The following is a 19,941-nucleotide window of genomic DNA, read 5'->3' on the forward strand; positions in this document are numbered from 1 at the left end:
CCCACCGCCCGACCTCCCACCGCCCGACCCCCCTCCGCTCAGCCCAGTCCAGCCCCGCCGCGCCCGGCCCGGCGCCGTCGTCACGCCCAAGGAGCCCCGCATGTCCGAACTGCGCCGAAGCGCCCGTACGCTGGCCCGCCGCTGGTGGCCGGTGGCCCTGGCGGTACCGCTGGGCGCCGCGGCCGGCGCCGGCTACGCGGCCGTCGCGCCCCCGGTTTACGCCGCCAACTCCTACGTGGTCGTGGTGCCGCAGAACCCGGGGGAGAGCATGACCGCCGTCAACTTCGCCCAGGCGTACGGCCGGCTGGCCGGCCAGCCGCAGGTGCTCGCGGTCGCCGCCGCCGAGACCGGCCGCACCACCGCCGCGCTCGCCGCCCTGGTGCACGGCACCACCTCCCCGGACGCCCCGATGATCGAGATCACCGGCACCGGCCCGCGGCCCGAGGAGGCGGTCGGCTCCGCCGACGCGGTCGCCCGCTCCCTGGTCGCCTTCGCCAACACCAGCAGCCGGGAGACCGGCGTCCGGCTGGTGCCGCTCGCCCCGGCCGCCGAACCCGACCGGCCCGCCACCCCCTCCGCCCAGCTGGACGTCGCGGTCGGCGGCGCGGCCGGCCTGCTGCTCGGCGCGCTGGTGATGATGACCCGCCGCCGCGCCACCGGTCCCGCCGCCGCGGCCGAGGCCCCCGTGACGCCCGCCGGCCCGGCCCCCGACGGGCCCACCGCCCCGCGCCCGCGTGCCGCCGGCACCGCGGCCGGGGAGCGCGCCACCGCCGACGGCGCCACCGCCGACGGCACCCCCACCGAGGGCACCGCCAAGTCCCGGGCGACGGCCGGGAGCCCGCGGTGAGCACCGACCTCGCGGCGCCCGGCCTGCCCGCCCGGTCCGGCGCCGCCCGCTGGACCACCGAGCTGCGCCGCGACGACCGGGCCCTCGACGAGCTCGCCGAGGAGTGGGACGACCTGGCCGCCCGCTGCCGCACCGCCACCTTCTTCCAGGCGGCCGCCTGGCAGCGCTCCTGGTGGCGCCAGTACGGCCGGCCCGGCGGCCTGCTGGTGGTGCTGGTGCGCCGGGACGGCCGGCTGGTCGGGGCCGGCGCGTTCCGGCGCCGGGGCGGTCCGCTGGGCGGGCTGACCGGGCTCGGTGACGGCCTGATCGACTTCACCGACGTCCTGCTGGACGACGAGCACGCCGACCGGGCCGCCGCCGAGTTCGCCGCCGCGCTGCCGCTCGGCCGGCCCTGGCACGCGCTGGAGCTGCGCGAGGTCCACCCGGACGCGGCGGTGCAGCGGGTGTTCGCCTGCTGGCCGGGCAGCCGGCGCCGGTTCACCGACTCGCTCTGCCAGTACCTGCCGGCCGTCCCGGTCGAGGAACTGCTCGGCCGGATGAGCGGCCGGACCGCCCAGCGCAGCCGGGTGAAGCTGCGCCGGATCGCCCGGGCCGGGGTGGAGGTCCGGCGGACCGCGCCCGAGGACGTGCCCGAGGCGGTGGCGGGCCTGCTGCGGCTGCACCTCCTGCAGTGGCAGGAGCGCGGGGTGACCGGTGAGCACGGCACCGAGCGGTTCGCCCGCCATCTGGTCGAGTCCACCACCGGGCTGGTGGCCACCGGGCGGGCCGCCGTCCACGAGTTCCGGCTGGACGGCGAGCTGGTGGCGGTCAACCTGCTGCTGCTCTGCCCGTCCTGGGCCGGCCTCTACCTGTACGGCGCGCACCCCGGGCTGCGGGAGCGGCTGGACATCGCCGGGCTGCTGTTCGGCGCCGCGCTGGACGAGACCATCGGGGCGGGGATCCCGGTGATAAGCCTGCTGCGCGGTCAGGAGCCGTACAAGCAGCGCTGGCGGCCCGACCGGCGGCACAACGAGCGGCTGCTGCTGGGCCCGCGCGGGTTCGCCCCGGCGGCCGGCGTCCTGGCCTGCGCGGTCCGGGCCCGGCGGGCGGCGGCGCACGTGCTGAACAGCCGCCTGCCGAGGGTCAAGGAGGCGCTACTGGCCCGCCGGCGCGCCTGAGCCGGCCGCGGTCGGCGCCGGGGCAGACGGCGCGGGAGCGGACGGCGCCGGGGCAGACGGCGCGGGAGGGGACGGGGAGGGGACGGCGGTGGGCGCCGCCCCCTTGGAACCCGTCATCAGCAGCTTGAACCGGGCGCTGGAGCGCGGGTTGCGGTCGCACTGGAAGAAGCCGTGCGGGCAGTAGTCGGTCACCGTCTGGTACGCGACGTCATGGGTGCGGATCCACTCCACCATCCGCTGCACGAACTCCGGGTTGTCCCCGTTGCGGAACAGCCCCCACTCCGGGTACGAGACCGGCTTGCCGCGCCTGGCCGCGAACTCGACCTGGTCCTGCAGCCCGTACGGCTCGGTGACGTACTGGTCGAAGGTGCCGCCGGCCGGCTGGTCGTAGCTGTCCATGCCGATGATGTCGACCACGTCGTCGCCGGGGTAGCACCGGGTCCAGGGGACGGCGTCCAGGCCCCGGTTGGGGGCGAAGTCGAAGCGGAAGCGCTGCCCCGGCACCGAGCGCATCACCCCGACGATCCGCCGCCAGTAGGCCTTCCACGCGGTCGGGTCGGGCTTGCAGCGGTGGGTGTAGGTGACGCCGTTCATCTCCCAGCCGAGGGTGAGCACGGTGTCGGCGCCGCCCAGCGCGACCAGCCGGCGGGCGAGCTTCAGGAAGTGCCGGTCGAAGTCGCCGCGGGCGCCCTGGGCGAGCAGTTCGGCGACCTGGCCGTCCGGCACGTCCGCCTCGTTGGGCACCAGCATCGGCACGCCCAGCACCAGCGTGCGGCCGGGGTCGGCGAGCCGCCACTGCGACCACAGGCCGAGCACCACCGGGTCGCCCTCGATGTCCGCCCAGCCGTTGCCGGCCAGATAGGTGTGGCCCACCTGGAGGTTGGCGTCGCCGAGCCAGCGGGAGTAGTGGCCGATCTGCGGGATGTAGCGGTCCCAGGAGCCGACGAAGGCGCCGAACGGCGGCTCGTGCCGGGGCCGTTGGACGGCCGGCCGGGGCGCGGCGCCGCGCGGCCGGATGTCGTCGGAGGACGGGGAGTGCCGGTCGGCCCCGTCGAGCGGTGTGCCGGCCGGGGCGCTCGCGGTGGTCAGCAGCAGCAGGGCGGCGGCGGCCAGGGTCAGGCGGCCGAATCGCATGGGTCTCTCCTCGGGGCGTCACCGGCCGGAGCGGGTGGCACCCCGCAGAGGCCGACAGTAGGGCCGGCGGGAGGCGTGAAAGCCGAATGTCACCCTAAAGTGGGCGTCATTCGAACGCCGTCCGGCGGGACGCCCGCGTGTATCACCTCTGTAACAGTCCTCCGGGCCTCGGGAGCCGTACTCCGGACGGCGCACCCGGCGGCCCCCCGGGCCCGACCTCGCAGGTGGGCGGGCAGGTCGCGGCGGGACCTCGGATCGGGCCGGAACGGGCCGGGCCGGGCCCGGCCGCCGAGAACTCCGGCTGACTCGCCGGGCCTGCGAAAGGTACGCTCCGCCCGTGTCCTGGAAGCCGCTGCGTGCCCTCAGCCCCCGATCGATCCTCCCTGCCCTGGCGGTCCTGCTGGTCCTCGTGGCAGGAGCGGCCGCGCACGCCAACAAGCCGGTGCCGTTCGGCGACCGGGTGGAGGGGCCGGGCGGATCGGACGCGACCCCGGTGAACGCGCAGTCCCTGGGCCCCGGCGGGCTGGACCTGCGGGTCGGCCCGGGCCTGGAGGCGTTCAGCGTCGCCAGCGGCGAGCACGTCTGGTCGTACCGCCGGGAGGGCGCCACCGCGCTGTCCCTGTCGATGGCCGGCGAGAACGCCGTGGTGCTCTGGGACGACGGCCTGGTGACCTCGGTGCGCCCGAGCGACCACCAGGTGCGCTGGCACCGCGCCGTACCGGGCCTGGCCGAGTGGCTGGCCGCCGAGGGCGAGCCGGACGCCGACCGGCGCACCGAGGAGCAGCGCAGGCAGCTGGCGACGGAGCGGGCCCGGCAGGCCCTGCACACCGTGCCCAACAACTCGCCCTGGGTGGCCGTGGTCACCCCCGGCCTGACCATGGGCTTCCGCGACGCCGACGGTGATCTGCGTTACAACAACAAGCCGCCGGGCAACTGCCTGTTCGACCCGCAGCGCACGGTCGGCACCGAGTACGCGGTGCTGGTGCCGCGCGCGTGCACCAGCAGCGGAAGCACCGTGCCGGTCTCCGGCGGTCTGACCGGCTACCGGCTGGACTCCACCGGCTGGCAGCTCAACGCCGGCCCGGCCGTGACGCTCAAGGCGCTGGACGGCCGACGGGTGCTGATCACGGACGGCCCGATCGTCAGCCCGAAGGTCTTCGACACCCGGGCCGCCGCCCCCGAGGTGCCCTGCGGCAGCCCCTCCGAGCCCTTCGCCGCCGTCCGCCCGCAGGGCAGCTGCGTGACGGCGGTGCCCACCGGCGGCCTGCGCTAGCGGCACGGGCCGCCGGCGTGCGATAGAGGTCTCACTCGGACGCGGGCACCCGGGCTCCCGCGCGGGGGCCGGTAGACTTGCCGTCATGGCTGTTCTCTCCGGGCAATAGCGGGCGGGCCGCACCGCCGCCGAGCGGTGCGCCGATCGCCGTACGACGCCCCTCCCGCTGTCCCGGCCCTGTGCCATGTCCAGGCGCCCGCCCACGTCCCAGGAGTTTCCCCAGCCATGATTTCCGCCAACGCCCTAGAGCTGCGCGCCGGTGCCCGGATCCTGATCGAGTCCGCGAGCTTCAAGGTCGCCCCCGGCGACCGGATCGGCCTGGTCGGGCGCAACGGCGCCGGCAAGACCACGCTGACCAAGGTGCTGGCCGGCGAGGGCCTGCCGGCCGCCGGTACGGTGGTCCGCTCCGGCGAGGTCGGCTACCTCCCGCAGGACCCGCGCACCGGCGACCTCGACGTCCTCGCCAAGGACCGCATCCTCTCCGCCCGCGGCCTCGACAGCGTGCTGAGGAAGATGCGCGAGAACGAGGACCGGATGGCCAACGGCAAGGGCGCCACCCGGGACAACGCGATGAAGAAGTACGCGCGCCTGGAGACCGAGTTCCTCACCAAGGGCGGGTACGCGGCCGAGGCCGAGGCGGCCACCATCGCCGCCGCGCTGGGCCTGCCGGACCGCATCCTCGCCCAGCCGCTGCACACCCTCTCCGGTGGTCAGCGCCGCCGCGTCGAGCTGGCCCGGATCCTGTTCTCGGACTCCGACGTGCTGCTGCTCGACGAGCCCACCAACCACCTCGACGCCGACTCGATCGCCTGGCTGCGGGACTTCCTGAAGACCTACAAGGGCGGCTTCATCGTCATCTCGCACGACGTCGACCTGGTCGAGACGGTCGTCAACAAGGTCTTCTACCTGGACGCCAACCGCTCCGCCATCGACGTCTACAACATGGGCTGGAAGCAGTACCAGCAGCAGCGCGAGGACGACGAGAAGCGCCGCAAGCGCGAGCGGGCCAACGCCGAGAAGAAGGCCGCGACCCTGAACGCCCAGGCCGACAAGATGCGCGCCAAGGCGACCAAGACGGTGGCCGCGCAGAACATGGCCCGCCGCGCCGAGAAGCTGCTCTCCGGCCTGGAGCAGGTGCGCGTGAACGACAAGGTCGCCAAGCTGCGCTTCCCGGACCCGGCCCCGTGCGGCAAGACCCCGCTGACCGCGGCCGACCTGTCGAAGTCGTACGGCTCGCTGGAGATCTTCGCCGGCGTCGACCTGGCGATCGACCGGGGTTCGCGGGTCGTCGTGCTGGGCCTCAACGGCGCCGGCAAGACCACCCTGCTGCGGATGCTCGCCGGGGTGGAGCAGCCGGACACCGGTGAGGTGATCCCGGGCCACGGCCTGAAGATCGGCTACTACGCCCAGGAGCACGAGACCCTGGACCCGGAGCGCACGGTGCTGGAGAACATGCGCTCCTCGGCGCCCGACACCGACCTGGTGCAGATCCGCAAGATCCTGGGCTCGTTCCTGTTCTCCGGCGACGACGTCGACAAGCCGGCCGGCGTGCTCTCCGGCGGTGAGAAGACCCGGCTGGCCCTGGCCTCGCTGGTGGTCTCCAGCGCCAACGTGCTGCTGCTCGACGAGCCCACCAACAACCTCGACCCGGCCAGCCGCGAGGAGATCCTCGGCGCGCTGCGCGAGTTCGCCGGCGCGGTGGTGCTGGTGACCCACGACGAGGGCGCGGTCGACGCGCTCCAGCCGGAGCGGATCATCCTGCTGCCGGACGGCGTGGAGGACCTCTGGAGCCCGGCGTACGCCGATCTGGTCTCGCTCGCCTGACCGGAATGTCTGCCGCGTCGTAGACGCCGGGTCCCCTTTTCGGCCCAGAAAAACTAGTCCTTACGGCGTGTCCGGGAATCAAGAGGTCCCGCATTCCGTTTGAGGAGCTCCCGTCGGCCCGCCACCTTGTCGTGGTCGGGCCGACTGTGCTGATCAGCCAATTCGCGCCGGCGGGCGCCCCCCTCCCGGGGGCGTGCACTCTCCGTGAGCGCCCTTGTGCGCTCGGATCACCACCGAAGGACCACGCATTCGGGACATCGACCTTGTCGAATGGGTGGCCAGGAGGCTGTGGATGGGTGATCATGGGAATCTGACCGAGCAACGCTACGAGGAGGCACGGGTGGCCGAGACTCTGAAAAAGGGCAGCCGGGTGACCGGTGCCGCGCGTGAGAAGCTCGCGGCCGATCTCAAGAAGAAGTACGACTCCGGGGCGAGCATTCGCGCTCTCGCGGAGGAGACCGGTCGCTCGTACGGCTTCGTGCACCGGATGCTGAGCGAGTCCGGAGTGATCCTCCGGGGTCGCGGCGGTGCCACGCGTGGCAAGAACAAAGTCGCAGCCGGGGCCGGTTCCTGACGGTCCGTCAAGCCGAAGGGCGGATGATTCGGCGGCGAGGCGCCGATCGGTGTGACGACGGTTCGACCGTCCTCCTCCGATCCGGGCGAACCGGCCGCCGATCGTCATGTCGGAGCCCGTTTCGACGTGCACCTGCCAGCGCCGCCAGGTGACCCCTGCCGTCGCCCCGGCAAGTTTGTTACTCTCCGGTAGCCAAGCCCCTCGCCACCGGAGGTTGCTCCATGACCGCCCCCGCCACCGATCCGCAGGCCCCGAGCTGGGAGCAGGACGGCGTCCGCCTCGTCATCGAAGGCGAACTCGCCGTGGTGACTCTCTGTCAGCCCGCCCGGCGCAACGCCCAGTCGCCCGCGATGTGGCGGGCCCTCGCCGCCGCCGGCCGCGAGCTGCCGGGCGACGTCCGGGTCGTCCTGCTGCGCGCGGAGGGCCTCTCCTTCTCCGCCGGCCTGGACCGCGCGATGTTCACCCCCGAGGGCATCCCCGGGGAGCGCAACTTCCTCCAGCTGGCCGCCGCCGAGGACAAGGACCTCGACGACACCATCGCCTCCTACCAGGAGGCCTTCACCTGGTGGCGCCGCCCCGACCTGGTCACCATCGCCGCCGTCCAGGGTCACGCCGTCGGCGCCGGCTTCCAGCTGGCCCTCGGCTGCGACCTGCGCGTGGTCGCCGAGGACGTCCAGTTCTCCATGAAGGAGACCTCGCTCGGCCTCGTCCCCGATCTGGCCGGAACCAAGCCGCTCACCGACCTGGTGGGCTACGCCCGGGCGCTGGAGATCTGCGTGACCGGCCGGTGGGTCGGCGCCGAGGAGGCCGTGGCGAGCGGGCTGGCCAACCTGGCCGTTCCCGGCGACGAGCTGGACGGCGCCGCGCGCGACCTCGCCGCCGCGCTGCTGGCGGCCCCGCGCGGCGCCGTCATCGAGACCAAGGCGCTGCTCCAGGGCGCCGGCGGCCGCTCCTACGAGGAGCAGCGCTCCGCCGAACGGGCGGCGCAGGCCCGCCGCCTGCGCGACCTCGCCGGCATCGGCGACTGACCCGGCGTCCACCGCGCCACCCCGGCGCCGCACCGACGGCCCGGCTCCCCTCCAGTGGGAGCCGGGCCGTCGGCGTTCCCGTGGGCCCCGTCGCCGTTCGGCGCACCTTCCGGGGGCGGGATTCGTGGCGAAATGCCAGAGTTGGATCGATTTGCGATATAGCTTGATCCGCACGACGGGAGATGCGCCCATGACCGACACACCGACGCCCGCCACCCTGCACAAGACCCCCTCCGGAGCCACCGGCGCGAGTGCCGCCGACAGTGGCAGGCCGGCGTCCGAGCGCGGGCGCACCGCACTGGCCGTCAGCGTGGTGGAGAAGATCGCCGGCATGGCGGCCCGGGAGGTCGTCGGCATCCACGCCCTCGGCTCCGGCCTGTCCCGCACCTTCGGCGCCATGCGGGACCGGGTGCCCGGCGGCAAGGGCAGCGTCGGCCGCGGCATCAAGGCCGAGGTCGGCGAGCGGCAGACGGCCATCGACATCGCCCTGGTCGTCGAGTACGGCGTCGTCATCCCCGAACTCGCCCGCCAGGTGCGGGAGAACATCGTCGACGCGGTCGAGCGGATGACCGGTCTGGAGGTCGTCGAGGTCAACATCGCGGTCAACGACGTCCACCTGCCCGACGAGCCGGACGTCATGGAGGAGGAGGCGCCGGCCCCCGGGCAGCGCCCCAAGCTGCAGTGAGTGAGTGACCCAGAGGAGTAGCGGATGAACCTGGCCATCGTCGGCCTGGTGGTGGGAATGGCCCTGGGCTTCGCCGGCTACTTCGGCGGGTTCGCGGCCTTCCTGCTGGTGGCCGTGCTCGGCGTGGTCGGGTTCGTCATCGGTCGCCTGCTGGAGGGCGACATCGAACTCGGCGACATCAGCGACCTGCTGCGCGGCCGGGACCGGCGCAGCTGATGGCGGCCCTGGTCCCCGCGCGCCGGGAGCCCGGCGTGCGCGGCCGGCTGCGCGTCGCCGACCGCGTGTACGTCAAGATCGCGGCCCGGGCCGCCCGCGAGGCGCTCGCCGGGGCCTGGCGCGGCCACGCAGGCCGGGGTGCGGCCCCCCGGGTCTCGGTCTCCACCCCCGGCACCACGGTCGCCGTCCGGGTCGCCGTGGACCTGCCGTTCCCGGCCGATCTGGCCGTGCTCGCCCGGGCCGTCCGCGACCGGGTCACCGCCGACCTCACCGCGTTCACCGGCACCCAGGTCACCGGGGTCGCCGTCACCGTCGACCGCCTGGTGCCGGACATCGCGGGCGGCCATGACTGAGCGGCCGCCGGGCGGCGTGGCGCCCGAGGAGGGGGAGCCGACCGGGAGGGGCCCGGCGGGGGACGTCCCCGTGGCGGGTGTCCCCCTGACGAAGGCCCCCGGGGAGGAGCTCCCGGCGGCGGGCGATCCCGTGGCGGACGGTCCTTTGGCGGACGGTCCTTTGGCGGGCGGTCGGTTGCCGGGCGGTCCCGCGGAGGTGCCCCCCGCGGTGAAGGCGCCCCGGCTGCGGGCGAGCCGCGGCGTCACCGCCGCCGTGGTCGCCACCGTGACCCTGATCCTCTCCGCGGCCCTGCTGGTCGACGTGATCGCCGTCCGCACCGGCCACGCGGCCGCGCAATGGCGGGCCGAGCTCGCCGACGGACTGGCCACCCGCCCCCTCGACGACGTCTGGGTGATGATCGGCGGGTGCGCCGCCGTGGTGATCGGGATCTGGCTGCTCTGGCTGGCCGTCGCCCCCGGCCTGCGCCAGTGGGTCTCACTGCGCCCGCAGGGGTGGACCACCGCGGCCGTCGAACGGATCGGCGTCGCCACCCTGCTGTACGACCGCGCCCGCGACCTGCCCGGCATCGAGCGGATCACCATCAAGGCCGGCCGGCGCCGGGTGGCGGTGCACCTCACCGGCCCGGCCGACCCGGCCGCGGTGGAACGGCAGCTGCGCGAGGAACTGGCCCGGATCCCGCTGGTCGCCCCGCCGCGGCTGGACGTGCGGAGCGCCGGGGTCCGTACGAGGGGAGGGGCCCGGTGAGCCGGACCGTCGTCAACCGTCTGCTGATCGGCCTGGCCGGGCTGGTGGTGCTGGTCGTCGGGCTCCTGGTGGTGGCCGGCGCGTTCGACCTGTACACCCGGCTGGAGGTGGACCCGCCGGACCGGTGGCCGCTGATCTCCCCCGACCAGCCGCTGCTCAGCACGAGGAGCCGGACCCGCTGGGTGGACGAGCCCTGGTGGTGGCCCACCGTCGTCGCCGTCCTGCTGGTGCTGGCGGGCGGATCGCTCGGCTGGCTCGTCGCGCAGCTGCGGCGCCACGGCCCGTCCGCTCTGACCGTCGCGACTCCGGGGGCGCCCGGGCTGCGGCTCCGGCTGCGGGCCGGGGCGCTGGAGGAGGCGGTGGAGACCGGCACGGCCGCGCTGCCCGAGGTCGAGCGGGCGAGCGTACGACTCATCGGGCGCCCGCGCCGCCCCGGTCTGCGGGGGGCCGTCCGGCTGACCCCGGGCGGGGAGCCGGCGGTGCTGCTCACCCACTTCGAGACCGGCCCGCGCACCGACGCCCTGGCCACCCTGGGCCTGCCGGCCCTGCCCGCCGACCTCCGGATCCGGGTGGTGGCGCGCCCCGAGAAGCCGCCGGGCCGCCGGGGCCGGCGCAAGCACACCCGGGTGCGGTAGGCCCGGGCCACGCCCCTGCGGGCCGACCCGGGGCCACCGCACGGCCGCGCGGGTCAGAGGCCGCGCAGGGCGCCGCCGTCGACGGGGAGCATCACACCGGTGAGGTAGGAGGCGGCGGGGGAGAGCAGGAAGGCGGCGGCCCGGCCGAACTCCTCGGGGGTGCCGTAGCGGCCCAGCGGGATCGCGGCGCTGTGGTGGGCGCGGGCGGCCTCGGCGTCGCCGCCGAGCGCGTCGAGCTCGCGCACCCGGTCGGTGTCGATCCGGGCCGGCAGCAGCCCGACCACCCGGATGCCGCGCGGGCCGAGCTCGTCGGCGAGCGCCTTGGCGGCCATCGCGAGGCCGGGGCGCAGGCCGTTGGAGATCCCGAGGCCGGCGATCGGCTCGCGGACCGAGCCGGAGAGCACGAAGCCGATCACCCCGCCCTCGCCGAGGGCCGCGGCGGCCGTGCGGGCGATCCGCAGGGCGCCGAGGAAGACCGAGTCGAAGGCGCCGCGCCAGGCGTCCTCGGCGGTGTCCAGCACCGTGCCGGCCTGCGGGCCGCCGACGCTGATCAGCACGCCGTCGAGGCGGCCGAAGCGTTCCACGGCGGCGGCGACCAGCCGGTCGGCGGTGGCCGGATCGGCGTTGTCGGCGACCAGTCCGTGGGCCCGGTCGGGGCCGCCGAGCGCGGTGACGGTGGCGGCCACCGACTCCTCGTGCCGGCCGCTGACCAGCACCCGGGCGCCGTCGGCGGCCAACTCCCGTGCGGCGGCGAGGCCGAGGCCCCGGGTGGCGCCGGTGATCACGTACACCCTGTCCTGAAGTCCAAGATCCATGGGGCCATCCTGCCGGTCGGCGCCGGCCCCGGGGTAGTGGCCGGGGCGGGTCGGCGGTACGCCCCGGGGCGTGGCCGGAAAGTGATACGTCCTGGCCGAAAGTTGACGAATGAAGTGAACTTAGGGAACCCTACCCTTGCTTAGCCGGCCCTTATCCCCCACCACGGAGCCGTCATGTCCAAGTCCCTGCCGCTCGGCAGACCCCGGATCGTCGCCACCACGCTGGCCGTCAGCCTGATCTGGGCCACCAGCACCTGGACCGCCGGGCAGCTGCACGTCGGCCCGGCCGTGCACACCGTGGCGCTGTTCATCCACCTGGCGGCGCTGGTGGTGGGCTTCGGGGCGGTGCTGACGATCGACTACCTCGGACTGCTGTGGATGCTCGGCCGGCGCACCCTGCGCCAGGTGGTGGATTTCACCGCGCCGCTGCACGTACCGGTCTGGGGCGGCCTCGCCGGCCTGACGCTCAGCGGGGTGATGCTGGAGCCGCAGCTGTCCTCCGGGCTGACCCAGGTCAAGCTGGGCCTCGTCCTGCTGATCGCGCTCAACGGCCTGTACGCCACCACCCTGCACCGCCGGCTGGAGGAGTACGGCGACGAGCGCCCGCCGGCGGCGCTGCTGGCCCGGGGCGGGGCATCGGCGCTGGTCTCGCAGGCCGGCTGGTGGGGCGCGGTGCTGATCGGCTTCTACAACACCCAGCACTGAGGGACGCCCACGGCCGCGGGGGAGCACCCCGCACCCGGCCCCGGCGCCCGGGCATCCTCCGGGGGGAGGAGCAGCCTGCCGCGCTGGCGTTGACGTCGGCGTCAAGGTCTACCGTCGTTCCCGGCGGTGCGACGCGGCGGCACCCGGGAGAGGAGCGGGACGTGCGGATCGGAGAGCTGGCCCGGCGGGCGGGGACGACCACCCGCGCGCTGCGGTACTACGAGCAGCTGGGGCTGCTGCCCGCCCGGCGGGCCGGCAACGGCTACCGGGCGTACGGCGAGGAGGACCTGGCGCTGCTGCGGCAGATCCGCACCCTCCAGGACTTCGGCTTCGGCCTGGAGGAGACCCGGCCCTTCGTGGAATGCCTCCAGGCGGGCCACCCGGCGGGGGACTCCTGCCCGGCCTCGCTCGACGTGTACCGGCGCAAGCTCACCGAACTGGACGCGTGCATCGCGCGCCTCCAGGAGGTCCGCGACCAGGTGGGCGCCCAGCTCACCCGGGCCCAGCACGCCCGGGACGCGCTCGCCGCCGACACCGCCGCCGCGCGGCAGCCGCGCTGCGAACTGGCCGGGGCGCCGGCCGGGCCGGACGAATGAGTGTGGAGGGGACGATGACGCGGATCGCAGGGGTGGCCGAGGTCACCGACGAGAACTTCGCCGCCGAGGTGCTGGCGGCCGAGGGCCCGGTGCTGGTGGAGTTCACCGCCGACTGGTGCCCGCCGTGCCGGATGATGGTGCCGGTGCTGGCCGACATCGCGCGGGAGGAGGCGCACCGCCTGCGGGTGGTGCAGCTGGACGTGGACCGCAATCCGGAGACCCAGAGCGCGTACGGGGTGCTCTCGATGCCGACGATGATGGTCTTCCGGGACGGCCGGCCGGTGAAGTCGGTGGTCGGCGCCCGGGCCAAGGCCCGGCTGCTGCGCGAGTTCGACGACGTGCTGTAGGGCCCGCCCGTACGGGCGCCGCGCGGCCGGCCTGCGTGGTCGGGTCTGCGCGGTCAGGCCTGCGCGGGGACGGTAGCCGGGTCCGCCGGATCGACGTCCGGATCGGGGTCGGTGTCCTGCTCGGCCGCAGCGGCCTCCGCGGCGGCCGCCGCCGCGCGGTCACGGGCCTCGCGGCGGGCCAGGATCACCGCGCCGACCGGGATCAGGGCGGTGAACAGCCACCACTGGATCGCGTACGCCATGTGCGGGCCGATGGCCGAGTGGTCGGGCTCGGGCAGCAGCTCCGGCTGCTCGGCCGGGGCCGGCGTGGTGCCGGTCAGCTCCAGGTAGCCGCCGAGCACGGTGGCGCCGGTCTCCTTGGCCTGCTGCTCGGTGTTGATCAGGTTGTACTGCCGGTCCGGCAGGTTGCCGCGGTCGCGGATGCCGCTGCCCTTGGCGGTCTCGTCGGCCCGCAGCCGGCCGGTCACGGCGACCTCGCCGGCCGGCGGGGCCGGCACCGAGGGGTAGGCGATCGCGGACTCACCGGAGGCCACCCAGCCCCGGTTGACCAGGACCACGCCCCGGCCGTCGGACAGCCTCAGCGGGGTGATCACGAAGTAGCCGATCTTGTCCCCGCTGGAGTCGGTCCGCTTGCGGACCACGAACTCGTGCGCGGCGTCGTACTGCCCGGTCGCGCTCACCGCCCGCCAGGTCAGGTCCTTGGGCACCGCGAAGCCCGGGGCCGCCGACAGGGTGTCGAACGCCACCGGCTCGGCGGTCAGGGCCCGGCCGATCAGCTCGTTGCGGTCGACCCGCGCCTCGTGGCGGTGGTACTGCCAGAACCCCAGCTCGATCGTGGCTGGGATCAGCAGCAGGGCGATCAGCAGGGTGATCAGCCAGCGCCCGGAGAGCAGAAAACGGTACACATGGGCACGGTACGCCCACCTCACGCCCGGCCCGGACACCGGGGTCGCGTGGCGGGGACCGGACAGGGCCTAGGTGCCCGGGTGCGGGGCGACCTCGCGCAGCAGCTGGAGGAAGGCCTCCTCGGTGACCACCGGGGTGCCGACCTCGCGGGCCTTGCGGGCCTTGCCGCTCCAGCTGCCGGCCTCGTTGGTGACCAGCAGGCTGGTGAGCCGGCTCACCGAGGTGGCGATGTGCAGCCCGGCCTCGACCGCGCGGTCCTCCAGCACCTCGCGGTCGGTCGCGGTGTCCCCGGTGAACGCCACCCGCATGCCCTGCAGCAGCGGCTTGCCGTCCTCCCAGCGCCCCGGGTTCGGGTACGGGCAGGGCGGGCGCTTCTTGGCCTGGCGGTATGAGGAGCCGGTCCAGGAGGCGCGGGAGGGGGAGGCGGGCTCCTCCTCGCCGAGGTCGGTGACGGCCACGCAGGTCTGCAGCGGCAGCGGTACGCCCCCCAGCCGGGCCAGGTGCAGGCTGGGCCGGAACGCCTCGGCGAGCACCCGGGCGTCGTCCAGGGCGTTGTGGGCCTGCCGCTGGCGGACCCCGAAGTGGGCGGCGAGCGAGGAGAGCTTGCCGTTGGGCAGCGGCAGCCGGAGGTCCCGGGAGAGCACCATGGTGCACAGCCGCTGCTCCACCGGGGCGCGCAGCCCGGCCCGGGAGAACTCGCGGGAGATCATGTTCCAGTCGAAGAGCGCGTTGTGCGCGACCATCACGCGCCCGGCCAGCCGCTCCGAGAACTCCTCGGCGATCTGCGCGAAGGTCGGCGCGTCCGCCAGCACCTCGTGGGTCAGGCCGTGGATCCAGACCGGGCCGGGGTCACGCTCGGGGTTGACCAGCGTGTACCAGTGGTCGGTGACCTCGCCCTCGTCGTCCAGCTGGTAGACGCCGGCCGAGATGACGCGGTCCGAGCGGCCGAGGCCGGTGGTCTCGACGTCGACCACCGCGAAGCCCCCGGCGGGGTCGGCGGAGCGTGGGGCCGGGACCGGGACGGCCCACGGCGCGCCGGTCGTCGAGGGCGGGGTCGCATGCATGGTCCAACAGCTTAAGGGCCGCGCGGTCCGGCTTCGGCCGGAATGTCGCGAGTGACACCCGGGAATAGAGTGGCCGGTGGTTCGGTCGTACTTCCGGTCGGACCCGACACCCCGTACAGCCCGAAGGACGCCCCATGCGTGCCACCGTCATCCACGGCCCCCAGGACATCCGGATCGAGACCGTCCCGGACCCGGTCGTCCAGCACCCGACGGACGCCGTCGTCCGGGTGCTGAACGCCTGCATCTGCGGCAGCGACCTGTGGGCGTACCGCGGGGTGGCGGCCCGGGTGGCCGGGCAGCGGATCGGGCACGAGTTCCTCGGCGTGGTCGAGGAGACCGGCTCCGAGGTGCGCGGATTCCGCGTCGGCGACCTGGTGGTCGCGCCGTTCGTCTGGTCGGACGGTACCTGCGAGTACTGCCGCGAGGGACTGCAGACCTCCTGCCCGCACGGCGGGTTCTGGGGCCAGGTCGGCTCGGACGGCGGCCAGGGCGAGGCGGTGCGCGTCCCGTACGCGGACGGCACGCTGGTCGCGCTGCCCCGGGAGGCGGCCACCGAGGAGAAGCTGCTGCCCGGGCTGCTGGCGCTGTCGGACGTGATGGCCACCGGCCACCACGCCGCAGTCTCGGCCGGCGTCCGGGCGGGCGCCACGGTGGCCGTGGTCGGCGACGGCGCGGTGGGCCTGTGCGGGGTACTGGCCGCGCACCGGCTCGGCGCGGGCCGGATCATCGCGCTCGGCCGGCACGAGGCGCGCACCGACATCGCCCGCCGCTTCGGCGCCACCGACGTGGTCGCCGAGCGCGGCGACCAGGCGATCGAGGCGGTCAAGGAGCTGACCGGCGGTCAGGGCGCGCACGCCGTGCTGGAGGCGGTCGGCACCGAGGAGTCGATGCGTACGGCCGTCTCGATCGCCCGGGACGGCGGCGCGGTCGGCTACGTCGGCGTCCCGCACGGCGGCAGCGCCGGCGTGGACATCGGCCAGATGTTCGGCCGCAACGTCTCGCTGCGCGGCGGGGTCGCCCCGGCCCGGGCGTACATCCCCGAGCTGCTGCCGGACGTGCTCTCCGGGGCCATCGAGCCCGGCCTGGTCTTCGACCGGACGGTCACCCTGGACGGCGTGCCGGACGGGTACCGGGCGATGGACGACCGTTCGGCGCTGAAGGTGCGCATCACGTTCTGAGCCCGCAGGCCCGGGGCCGGGTGTCGGGCGCTCAGGGCTCCCCGGACGCCCAGGACGTCCAGGACGCCCGGGGAGAAGGGGCGGTGCCCGCGCGGCACCGCCCCTTCGGCGTGCCCGGCGGCGTGCGGCACGGGACGGCACGGAACGGCCCAGGACGGGAGGAAGGCGGTCGGCGGACGGGGCGACGGAAAACGGCCGGGAACGGCCGGATCCGGCCAATGGGGCGAGTGTGACGGGTGGAGTTCTGGCTGATCGCGGTCAAAAGCCCTTCCGGGTCCGCCCGTCCGCTCCTAGCATTGCGCGGCGCGCGTCCGATGTGACGCCGCTCACGTCCGCTCGTTCCCCCTGTACGACCGTACGCCGAAGGAGTGAGGAGACCCGAGTGGAACCGCCGACCGCCACCACCCCGACGGAAGTCCAGCACATCGAGGAGAGTGAGGAGTTCCGCGCGCTGCGGCGCTCCTTCCGGAACTTCGCCTTCCCGGTCACCATCGGCTTCGTCCTCTGGTACCTGCTGTACGTCCTGCTCTCCAGCTACGCCCCCGGCCTGATGGGGACCAAGGTCGCCGGGAACATCAACGTCGCCCTGGTGCTGGGACTGCTCCAGTTCGTCAGCACCTTCGCCATCGCCGCCTGGTACGCGCGCTACGCCGACCGCCGGCTCGACCCGCCCGCCGACGCGATCCGCGAGCGGTACGAGGGTGCCGTCGTCCACGCGCCCCGGGAGGCCGGCGAATGACCCCGATCGCCGACCCGGGTGCGTCCGGCGCGCCCCTCCTGCTCGCCGCCGACTCCGGCGGCCACCGCGGCCTGACCATGGTCCTGTTCGGGCTGTTCGTGCTCGCCACACTGGCCATCACGGTCTGGGCCGGCCGGCGGACCAAGGACGCCGCCGACTTCTACGCCGGCGGCCGCGGGTTCAGCGGCTTCCAGAACGGGCTCGCCATCTCCGGCGACTACATGTCCGCCGCCTCCTTCCTCGGGATCGCCGGCGTCATCGCCCTGGCCGGCTACGACGGTTTCCTCTACTCGATCGGCTTCCTGGTGGCCTGGCTGGTCGCCCTGCTGCTGGTCGCCGAGCCGCTGCGCAACTCCGGCCGCTTCACCATGGCGGACGTGCTGGCCTTCCGGATGCGTCAGCGCCCGGTGCGGACCGCCGCCGGGATCTCCACCATCGTGGTGTCGATCTTCTACCTGCTGGCCCAGATGGTCGGCGCGGGCGCCCTGGTCGCGCTGCTGCTCGGCATCAGCGGCGACGCCGCCAAGCGCTGGACCGTCGTGGCGGTCGGCGCGCTGATGGTGGTCTACGTGGTGATCGGCGGGATGAAGGGCACCACCTGGGTGCAGATCGTCAAGGCGGTGCTGCTGATCGCGGGCGCCGCGCTGATGACCGTCCTGGTGCTGGCCCGCTACGACTTCGACGTCTCCGCGCTGCTCGGAGCCGCCGCCGACGCCAGCGGCAAGGGTTCGGCCTTCCTCGAACCGGGGCTGAAGTACGGCGCCACCGCCACCAGCAAACTCGACTTCCTGAGCCTCGGTCTCGCCCTGGTGCTCGGCACCGCCGGGCTGCCGCACATCCTGGTCCGCTTCTACACCGTGCCCACCGCCAAGGCGGCGCGCACGTCCGTGCTCTGGGCGATCGGCATCATCGGCGGCTTCTACCTGATGACCCTCGCCCTCGGCTTCGGCGCGGCCGCGCTGGTCGGCTCCGGCGCGATCCGCACGAACAGCTCCTCCGGCAACACCGCCGCCCCGCAGCTGGCCGAGGAGCTCGGCGGCGGCGCGGGCACCACCGGCGGGGCGGTCCTGCTCGCGGTGATCTCCGCCATCGCCTTCGCCACCATCCTCGCCGTGGTCGCCGGTCTCACCCTCGCCTCCTCCGCCTCCTTCGCCCACGACCTGTACGCCAACGTGATCAAGCGAGGGAAGGTCAGCGAGAAGCAGGAGGTCGCCTCGGCGAAGTGGGCGGCGGTGGCGATCGGCGCGGTCTCGATCGTGCTCAGCCTCTTCGCCGGCAAGCTCAACACCGCCGCGCTGGTCGCCCTCGCCTTCGCGGTGGCCGCCTCCGCCAACCTGCCGACCCTGCTGTACTCGCTGTTCTGGAAGCGCTTCACCACCACCGGCGCGGTCAGCTCGGTGTACGCGGGCCTGGCCTCCTCGGTGCTGCTGGTGGTGTTCTCCCCGGTGGTCTCCGGCGGCAAGGACCCGCTGGTGACCGGCGTGGACTTCCACTGGTTCCCGCTGGACAACCCGGGCCTGGTCTCCATCCCGATCGGCTTCCTGGCCGGCTGGCTCGGCACGGTCCTGTCCAAGGAACGGGCCGATCCCGCGAAGTACGCTGAACTGGAGGTCCGCTCACTCACCGGACTGGGCGCCCACTGACGATCGGGTGACGCCTAAACTGGCCCGGCCCGCCCGAGCGACGGGGGCCGGGCCAGTCGGCTGCCCTCACCGGCCGGCGTCCACCGGGGAAGGGAACACCGTGCTGCTCGACACCTTCGGCCGACAGGCCGTCGACCTGCGGGTCTCCCTCACCGACCGGTGCAACCTGCGCTGCACCTACTGCATGCCCGAGGAGGGCCTGCGGTGGCTCGCCAAGCCCGAGCTGCTGACCGACGAGGAGATCGTCCGGCTGGTCACCGTCGCGGTGCGCGACCTCGGCGTCACCGAGGTCCGCTTCACCGGCGGCGAGCCGCTGCTGCGTCCCGGCCTGGTCGGCATCGTCGAGGCCTGCGCCGCGCTCGAACCGCGCCCCGAGGTGTCCCTCACCACCAACGGCATCGGCCTCGCCCGGACCGCCACCGCGCTGCGCCGGGCCGGCCTGGACCGGGTCAACGTCTCGCTGGACACCCTCGACCCGGACACCTTCCACACCCTCACCCGCCGCCGGCGCCACCAGGACGTCCTGGACGGGCTGGCCGCCGCCGAGGCCGCCGGGCTGACCCCGGTCAAGCTCAACACCGTCCTGATGCGCGGGGTCAACGACCACGAGGCCGCCGACCTGCTCGGCTGGTGCCTGGAGCACGGGTACGAGCTGCGCTTCATCGAGCAGATGCCGCTGGACGCCCAGCACGGGTGGGACCGCTCGCGGATGGTCACCGCCGAGGAGATCCTGGACCGGCTCCGCGCCCGCTTCGAGCTCACCCCCGAACCCTCGGCCCGGCGCGGGGCCGCGCCCGCCGAGCGCTGGGTGGTGGACGGCGGCCCGGCCCGGGTCGGCGTGATCGCCTCGGTCACCCGGCCGTTCTGCCGGGCCTGCGACCGGACCCGGCTGACCGCCGACGGCCAGGTCCGCAACTGCCTGTTCGCCACCGGGGAGACCGATCTGCGGACGGCGCTGCGTTCCGGCGCCGGCGACGCGGAGATCGGCGAGCTGTGGCGCGCGGCGATGTGGGGCAAGAAGGCCGGGGCCGGGATCGACGACCCGGAGTTCCACCAGCCCGAGCGCCCGATGTCGGCGATCGGCGGCTGAGGCGCCCCTGCGCGCGTCCCTGCGGGGACCGCGCGGGCCTGCCCGGCAGCCGGGCCGCCCGGGCGGTCCCGAGGGTGCCGGGTGTCCGGGTGCCCCGAGGGCGCCGGGTGTCAGGCGTCCTGGGCCGGCTCGGGGGTCCAGTCCTCGATCGCGACGACCTCCTTGAGGAACCCCCGCACGCCGAGGAACTGCGACAGGTGCTCGCGGTGCTCCTCGCAGGACGCCCAGGTCTTGCGGCGGTCCGGGGTGTGCAGCTTGGGGTTGTTCCACACCAGCACCCAGCGGGCGTCCGCCCGGCAGCCCTTGGCGGAGCAGACCGGCGTCTGCGGGGTGTTCATCTCGGCCGTCCTCGGTGCTCGGCGGGTGTGTCTGCACCGTCAGTCTGTC

General features: G+C 74.5%; 23 protein-coding genes. 18 read left to right on the forward strand and 5 right to left on the reverse strand.

Features of this window, described 5'->3' with window-relative positions; all coding sequences use genetic code 11:
- Nucleotides 1-100 precede the first annotated feature (100 nt).
- Complete coding sequence (locus ACWEQL_RS16280; RefSeq protein WP_452150909.1) at nucleotides 101-847, forward strand: Wzz/FepE/Etk N-terminal domain-containing protein; 747 nt, start codon at nucleotides 101-103, stop codon at nucleotides 845-847.
- Nucleotides 844-2,004, forward strand: a complete 1,161-nt coding sequence (locus ACWEQL_RS16285) for a GNAT family N-acetyltransferase (protein ID WP_452150910.1) — start codon at nucleotides 844-846, stop codon at nucleotides 2,002-2,004. The genes ACWEQL_RS16280 and ACWEQL_RS16285 overlap by 4 nt, the downstream gene beginning before the upstream one ends.
- Here ACWEQL_RS16285 and ACWEQL_RS16290 read toward each other — a convergent pair.
- On the reverse strand, nucleotides 1,981-3,138 hold the full coding sequence (locus ACWEQL_RS16290) for a glycoside hydrolase family 26 protein (RefSeq protein WP_452150911.1): 1,158 nt from the start codon (nucleotides 3,136-3,138) through the stop codon (nucleotides 1,981-1,983). The two genes, ACWEQL_RS16285 and ACWEQL_RS16290, sit on opposite strands and share 24 nt — an antisense overlap.
- Before the next feature lie 337 nt (nucleotides 3,139-3,475).
- Here ACWEQL_RS16290 and ACWEQL_RS16295 point away from each other — a divergent pair, with 337 nt between their 5' ends.
- The 9 genes from ACWEQL_RS16295 (at nucleotide 3,476) to ACWEQL_RS16335 (ending at nucleotide 10,471) form a co-directional block, all read left to right on the forward strand.
- Entirely contained in the window at nucleotides 3,476-4,411 is a 936-nt protein-coding gene (locus tag ACWEQL_RS16295) for a hypothetical protein (protein WP_452150912.1), read from the forward strand.
- Nucleotides 4,412-4,636: 225 nt separating this feature from the next.
- On the forward strand, nucleotides 4,637-6,235 hold the full coding sequence (locus ACWEQL_RS16300; protein WP_452150913.1) for an ABC-F family ATP-binding cassette domain-containing protein: 1,599 nt from the start codon (nucleotides 4,637-4,639) through the stop codon (nucleotides 6,233-6,235).
- Between the two features lie 340 nt (nucleotides 6,236-6,575).
- Nucleotides 6,576-6,809 carry a helix-turn-helix domain-containing protein gene (locus ACWEQL_RS16305; protein ID WP_452150939.1) on the forward strand — a complete coding sequence of 78 codons (234 nt, stop codon included), beginning with the start codon at nucleotides 6,576-6,578 and terminating at the stop codon, nucleotides 6,807-6,809.
- A gap of 221 nt (nucleotides 6,810-7,030) precedes the next feature.
- Complete coding sequence (locus ACWEQL_RS16310) at nucleotides 7,031-7,837, forward strand: enoyl-CoA hydratase/isomerase family protein (RefSeq protein ID WP_452150914.1); 807 nt, start codon at nucleotides 7,031-7,033, stop codon at nucleotides 7,835-7,837.
- A gap of 190 nt (nucleotides 7,838-8,027) precedes the next feature.
- A complete protein-coding gene (locus tag ACWEQL_RS16315; protein WP_452150915.1) occupies nucleotides 8,028-8,522 on the forward strand; it encodes an Asp23/Gls24 family envelope stress response protein in 495 nt (164 codons plus the stop codon).
- 24 nt (nucleotides 8,523-8,546) lie between these two features.
- The gene (locus ACWEQL_RS16320) at nucleotides 8,547-8,738 is read left to right on the forward strand and encodes a hypothetical protein (RefSeq protein ID WP_452150916.1); all 192 of its coding nucleotides are present in this window, start codon (nucleotides 8,547-8,549) and stop codon (nucleotides 8,736-8,738) included.
- The gene (locus ACWEQL_RS16325) at nucleotides 8,738-9,091 is read left to right on the forward strand and encodes a hypothetical protein (RefSeq protein WP_452150917.1); all 354 of its coding nucleotides are present in this window, start codon (nucleotides 8,738-8,740) and stop codon (nucleotides 9,089-9,091) included. Before ACWEQL_RS16320 ends, ACWEQL_RS16325 begins: the two co-directional genes overlap by 1 nt.
- A gap of 208 nt (nucleotides 9,092-9,299) precedes the next feature.
- Entirely contained in the window at nucleotides 9,300-9,836 is a 537-nt protein-coding gene (locus tag ACWEQL_RS16330; protein WP_452150918.1) for a DUF6286 domain-containing protein, read from the forward strand.
- Nucleotides 9,833-10,471: an alkaline shock response membrane anchor protein AmaP gene (locus ACWEQL_RS16335; protein ID WP_452150919.1), complete on the forward strand. Its 639-nt coding sequence runs from the start codon at nucleotides 9,833-9,835 to the stop codon at nucleotides 10,469-10,471. Before ACWEQL_RS16330 ends, ACWEQL_RS16335 begins: the two co-directional genes overlap by 4 nt.
- A 53-nt stretch (nucleotides 10,472-10,524) precedes the next feature.
- On the opposite strand, the gene ACWEQL_RS16340 is transcribed toward ACWEQL_RS16335, so the two are convergent.
- On the reverse strand, nucleotides 10,525-11,286 hold the full coding sequence (locus ACWEQL_RS16340) for an SDR family oxidoreductase (RefSeq protein WP_452150920.1): 762 nt from the start codon (nucleotides 11,284-11,286) through the stop codon (nucleotides 10,525-10,527).
- 174 nt (nucleotides 11,287-11,460) lie between these two features.
- Between ACWEQL_RS16340 and ACWEQL_RS16345 the strand changes: the two genes are divergently transcribed.
- The 3 genes from ACWEQL_RS16345 to trxA all read left to right on the forward strand — a co-directional run bounded on the left by ACWEQL_RS16345 (nucleotide 11,461) and on the right by trxA (nucleotide 12,934).
- On the forward strand, nucleotides 11,461-11,991 hold the full coding sequence (locus ACWEQL_RS16345; RefSeq protein WP_452150921.1) for a hypothetical protein: 531 nt from the start codon (nucleotides 11,461-11,463) through the stop codon (nucleotides 11,989-11,991).
- Nucleotides 11,992-12,152: 161 nt separating this feature from the next.
- Nucleotides 12,153-12,587, forward strand: a complete 435-nt coding sequence (locus ACWEQL_RS16350) for a MerR family transcriptional regulator (protein ID WP_452150922.1) — start codon at nucleotides 12,153-12,155, stop codon at nucleotides 12,585-12,587.
- A gap of 14 nt (nucleotides 12,588-12,601) precedes the next feature.
- Nucleotides 12,602-12,934: a thioredoxin gene (gene trxA, locus ACWEQL_RS16355; protein ID WP_452150923.1), complete on the forward strand. Its 333-nt coding sequence runs from the start codon at nucleotides 12,602-12,604 to the stop codon at nucleotides 12,932-12,934.
- 53 nt (nucleotides 12,935-12,987) lie between these two features.
- Here the strand turns inward: trxA and ACWEQL_RS16360 are convergent, their stop codons facing one another.
- Complete coding sequence (locus ACWEQL_RS16360) at nucleotides 12,988-13,839, reverse strand: SURF1 family cytochrome oxidase biogenesis protein (RefSeq protein WP_452150924.1); 852 nt, start codon at nucleotides 13,837-13,839, stop codon at nucleotides 12,988-12,990.
- Nucleotides 13,840-13,908: 69 nt separating this feature from the next.
- Entirely contained in the window at nucleotides 13,909-14,904 is a 996-nt protein-coding gene (locus tag ACWEQL_RS16365; protein ID WP_452150925.1) for a DEDDh family exonuclease, read from the reverse strand.
- Nucleotides 14,905-15,038: 134 nt separating this feature from the next.
- On the opposite strand from ACWEQL_RS16365, the gene ACWEQL_RS16370 reads away from it, so the two are divergent.
- The 4 genes from ACWEQL_RS16370 to moaA all read left to right on the forward strand — a co-directional run bounded on the left by ACWEQL_RS16370 (nucleotide 15,039) and on the right by moaA (nucleotide 19,554).
- Nucleotides 15,039-16,082 carry a zinc-dependent alcohol dehydrogenase family protein gene (locus tag ACWEQL_RS16370; RefSeq protein ID WP_452150926.1) on the forward strand — a complete coding sequence of 348 codons (1,044 nt, stop codon included), beginning with the start codon at nucleotides 15,039-15,041 and terminating at the stop codon, nucleotides 16,080-16,082.
- A 382-nt stretch (nucleotides 16,083-16,464) separates the two neighbouring features.
- Complete coding sequence (locus ACWEQL_RS16375; protein ID WP_452150927.1) at nucleotides 16,465-16,821, forward strand: DUF485 domain-containing protein; 357 nt, start codon at nucleotides 16,465-16,467, stop codon at nucleotides 16,819-16,821.
- Complete coding sequence (locus tag ACWEQL_RS16380; protein ID WP_452150928.1) at nucleotides 16,818-18,464, forward strand: solute symporter family protein; 1,647 nt, start codon at nucleotides 16,818-16,820, stop codon at nucleotides 18,462-18,464. The genes ACWEQL_RS16375 and ACWEQL_RS16380 overlap by 4 nt, the downstream gene beginning before the upstream one ends.
- A 100-nt stretch (nucleotides 18,465-18,564) precedes the next feature.
- A complete protein-coding gene (gene moaA, locus ACWEQL_RS16385) occupies nucleotides 18,565-19,554 on the forward strand; it encodes a GTP 3',8-cyclase MoaA (protein WP_452150929.1) in 990 nt (329 codons plus the stop codon).
- Between the two features lie 110 nt (nucleotides 19,555-19,664).
- Here the strand turns inward: moaA and ACWEQL_RS16390 are convergent, their stop codons facing one another.
- Nucleotides 19,665-19,892 carry a hypothetical protein gene (locus ACWEQL_RS16390; RefSeq protein WP_452150930.1) on the reverse strand — a complete coding sequence of 76 codons (228 nt, stop codon included), beginning with the start codon at nucleotides 19,890-19,892 and terminating at the stop codon, nucleotides 19,665-19,667.
- Nucleotides 19,893-19,941: the final 49 nt, after the last annotated feature.

This window comes from Kitasatospora sp. NPDC004240 (genome assembly GCF_053603215.1).

Excerpts from the sequence above, each read along its gene's own strand:
- ACWEQL_RS16280 (WP_452150909.1), top strand. The coding sequence starts at position 101 with ATGTCCGAACTGCGCCGAAGCGCCCGTACGCTGGCCCGCCGCTGGTGG.
- ACWEQL_RS16290 (WP_452150911.1), bottom strand. The coding sequence starts at position 3,138 with ATGCGATTCGGCCGCCTGACCCTGGCCGCCGCCGCCCTGCTGCTGCTG.
- ACWEQL_RS16300 (WP_452150913.1), top strand. The coding sequence starts at position 4,637 with ATGATTTCCGCCAACGCCCTAGAGCTGCGCGCCGGTGCCCGGATCCTG.
- ACWEQL_RS16310 (WP_452150914.1), top strand. The coding sequence starts at position 7,031 with ATGACCGCCCCCGCCACCGATCCGCAGGCCCCGAGCTGGGAGCAGGAC.
- ACWEQL_RS16315 (WP_452150915.1), top strand. The coding sequence starts at position 8,028 with ATGACCGACACACCGACGCCCGCCACCCTGCACAAGACCCCCTCCGGA.
- ACWEQL_RS16320 (WP_452150916.1), top strand. The coding sequence starts at position 8,547 with ATGAACCTGGCCATCGTCGGCCTGGTGGTGGGAATGGCCCTGGGCTTC.
- ACWEQL_RS16325 (WP_452150917.1), top strand. The coding sequence starts at position 8,738 with ATGGCGGCCCTGGTCCCCGCGCGCCGGGAGCCCGGCGTGCGCGGCCGG.
- ACWEQL_RS16340 (WP_452150920.1), bottom strand. The coding sequence starts at position 11,286 with ATGGATCTTGGACTTCAGGACAGGGTGTACGTGATCACCGGCGCCACC.
- ACWEQL_RS16345 (WP_452150921.1), top strand. The coding sequence starts at position 11,461 with ATGTCCAAGTCCCTGCCGCTCGGCAGACCCCGGATCGTCGCCACCACG.
- trxA (WP_452150923.1), top strand. The coding sequence starts at position 12,602 with ATGACGCGGATCGCAGGGGTGGCCGAGGTCACCGACGAGAACTTCGCC.
- ACWEQL_RS16365 (WP_452150925.1), bottom strand. The coding sequence starts at position 14,904 with ATGCATGCGACCCCGCCCTCGACGACCGGCGCGCCGTGGGCCGTCCCG.
- ACWEQL_RS16370 (WP_452150926.1), top strand. The coding sequence starts at position 15,039 with ATGCGTGCCACCGTCATCCACGGCCCCCAGGACATCCGGATCGAGACC.
- ACWEQL_RS16380 (WP_452150928.1), top strand. The coding sequence starts at position 16,818 with ATGACCCCGATCGCCGACCCGGGTGCGTCCGGCGCGCCCCTCCTGCTC.
- ACWEQL_RS16390 (WP_452150930.1), bottom strand. The coding sequence starts at position 19,892 with ATGAACACCCCGCAGACGCCGGTCTGCTCCGCCAAGGGCTGCCGGGCG.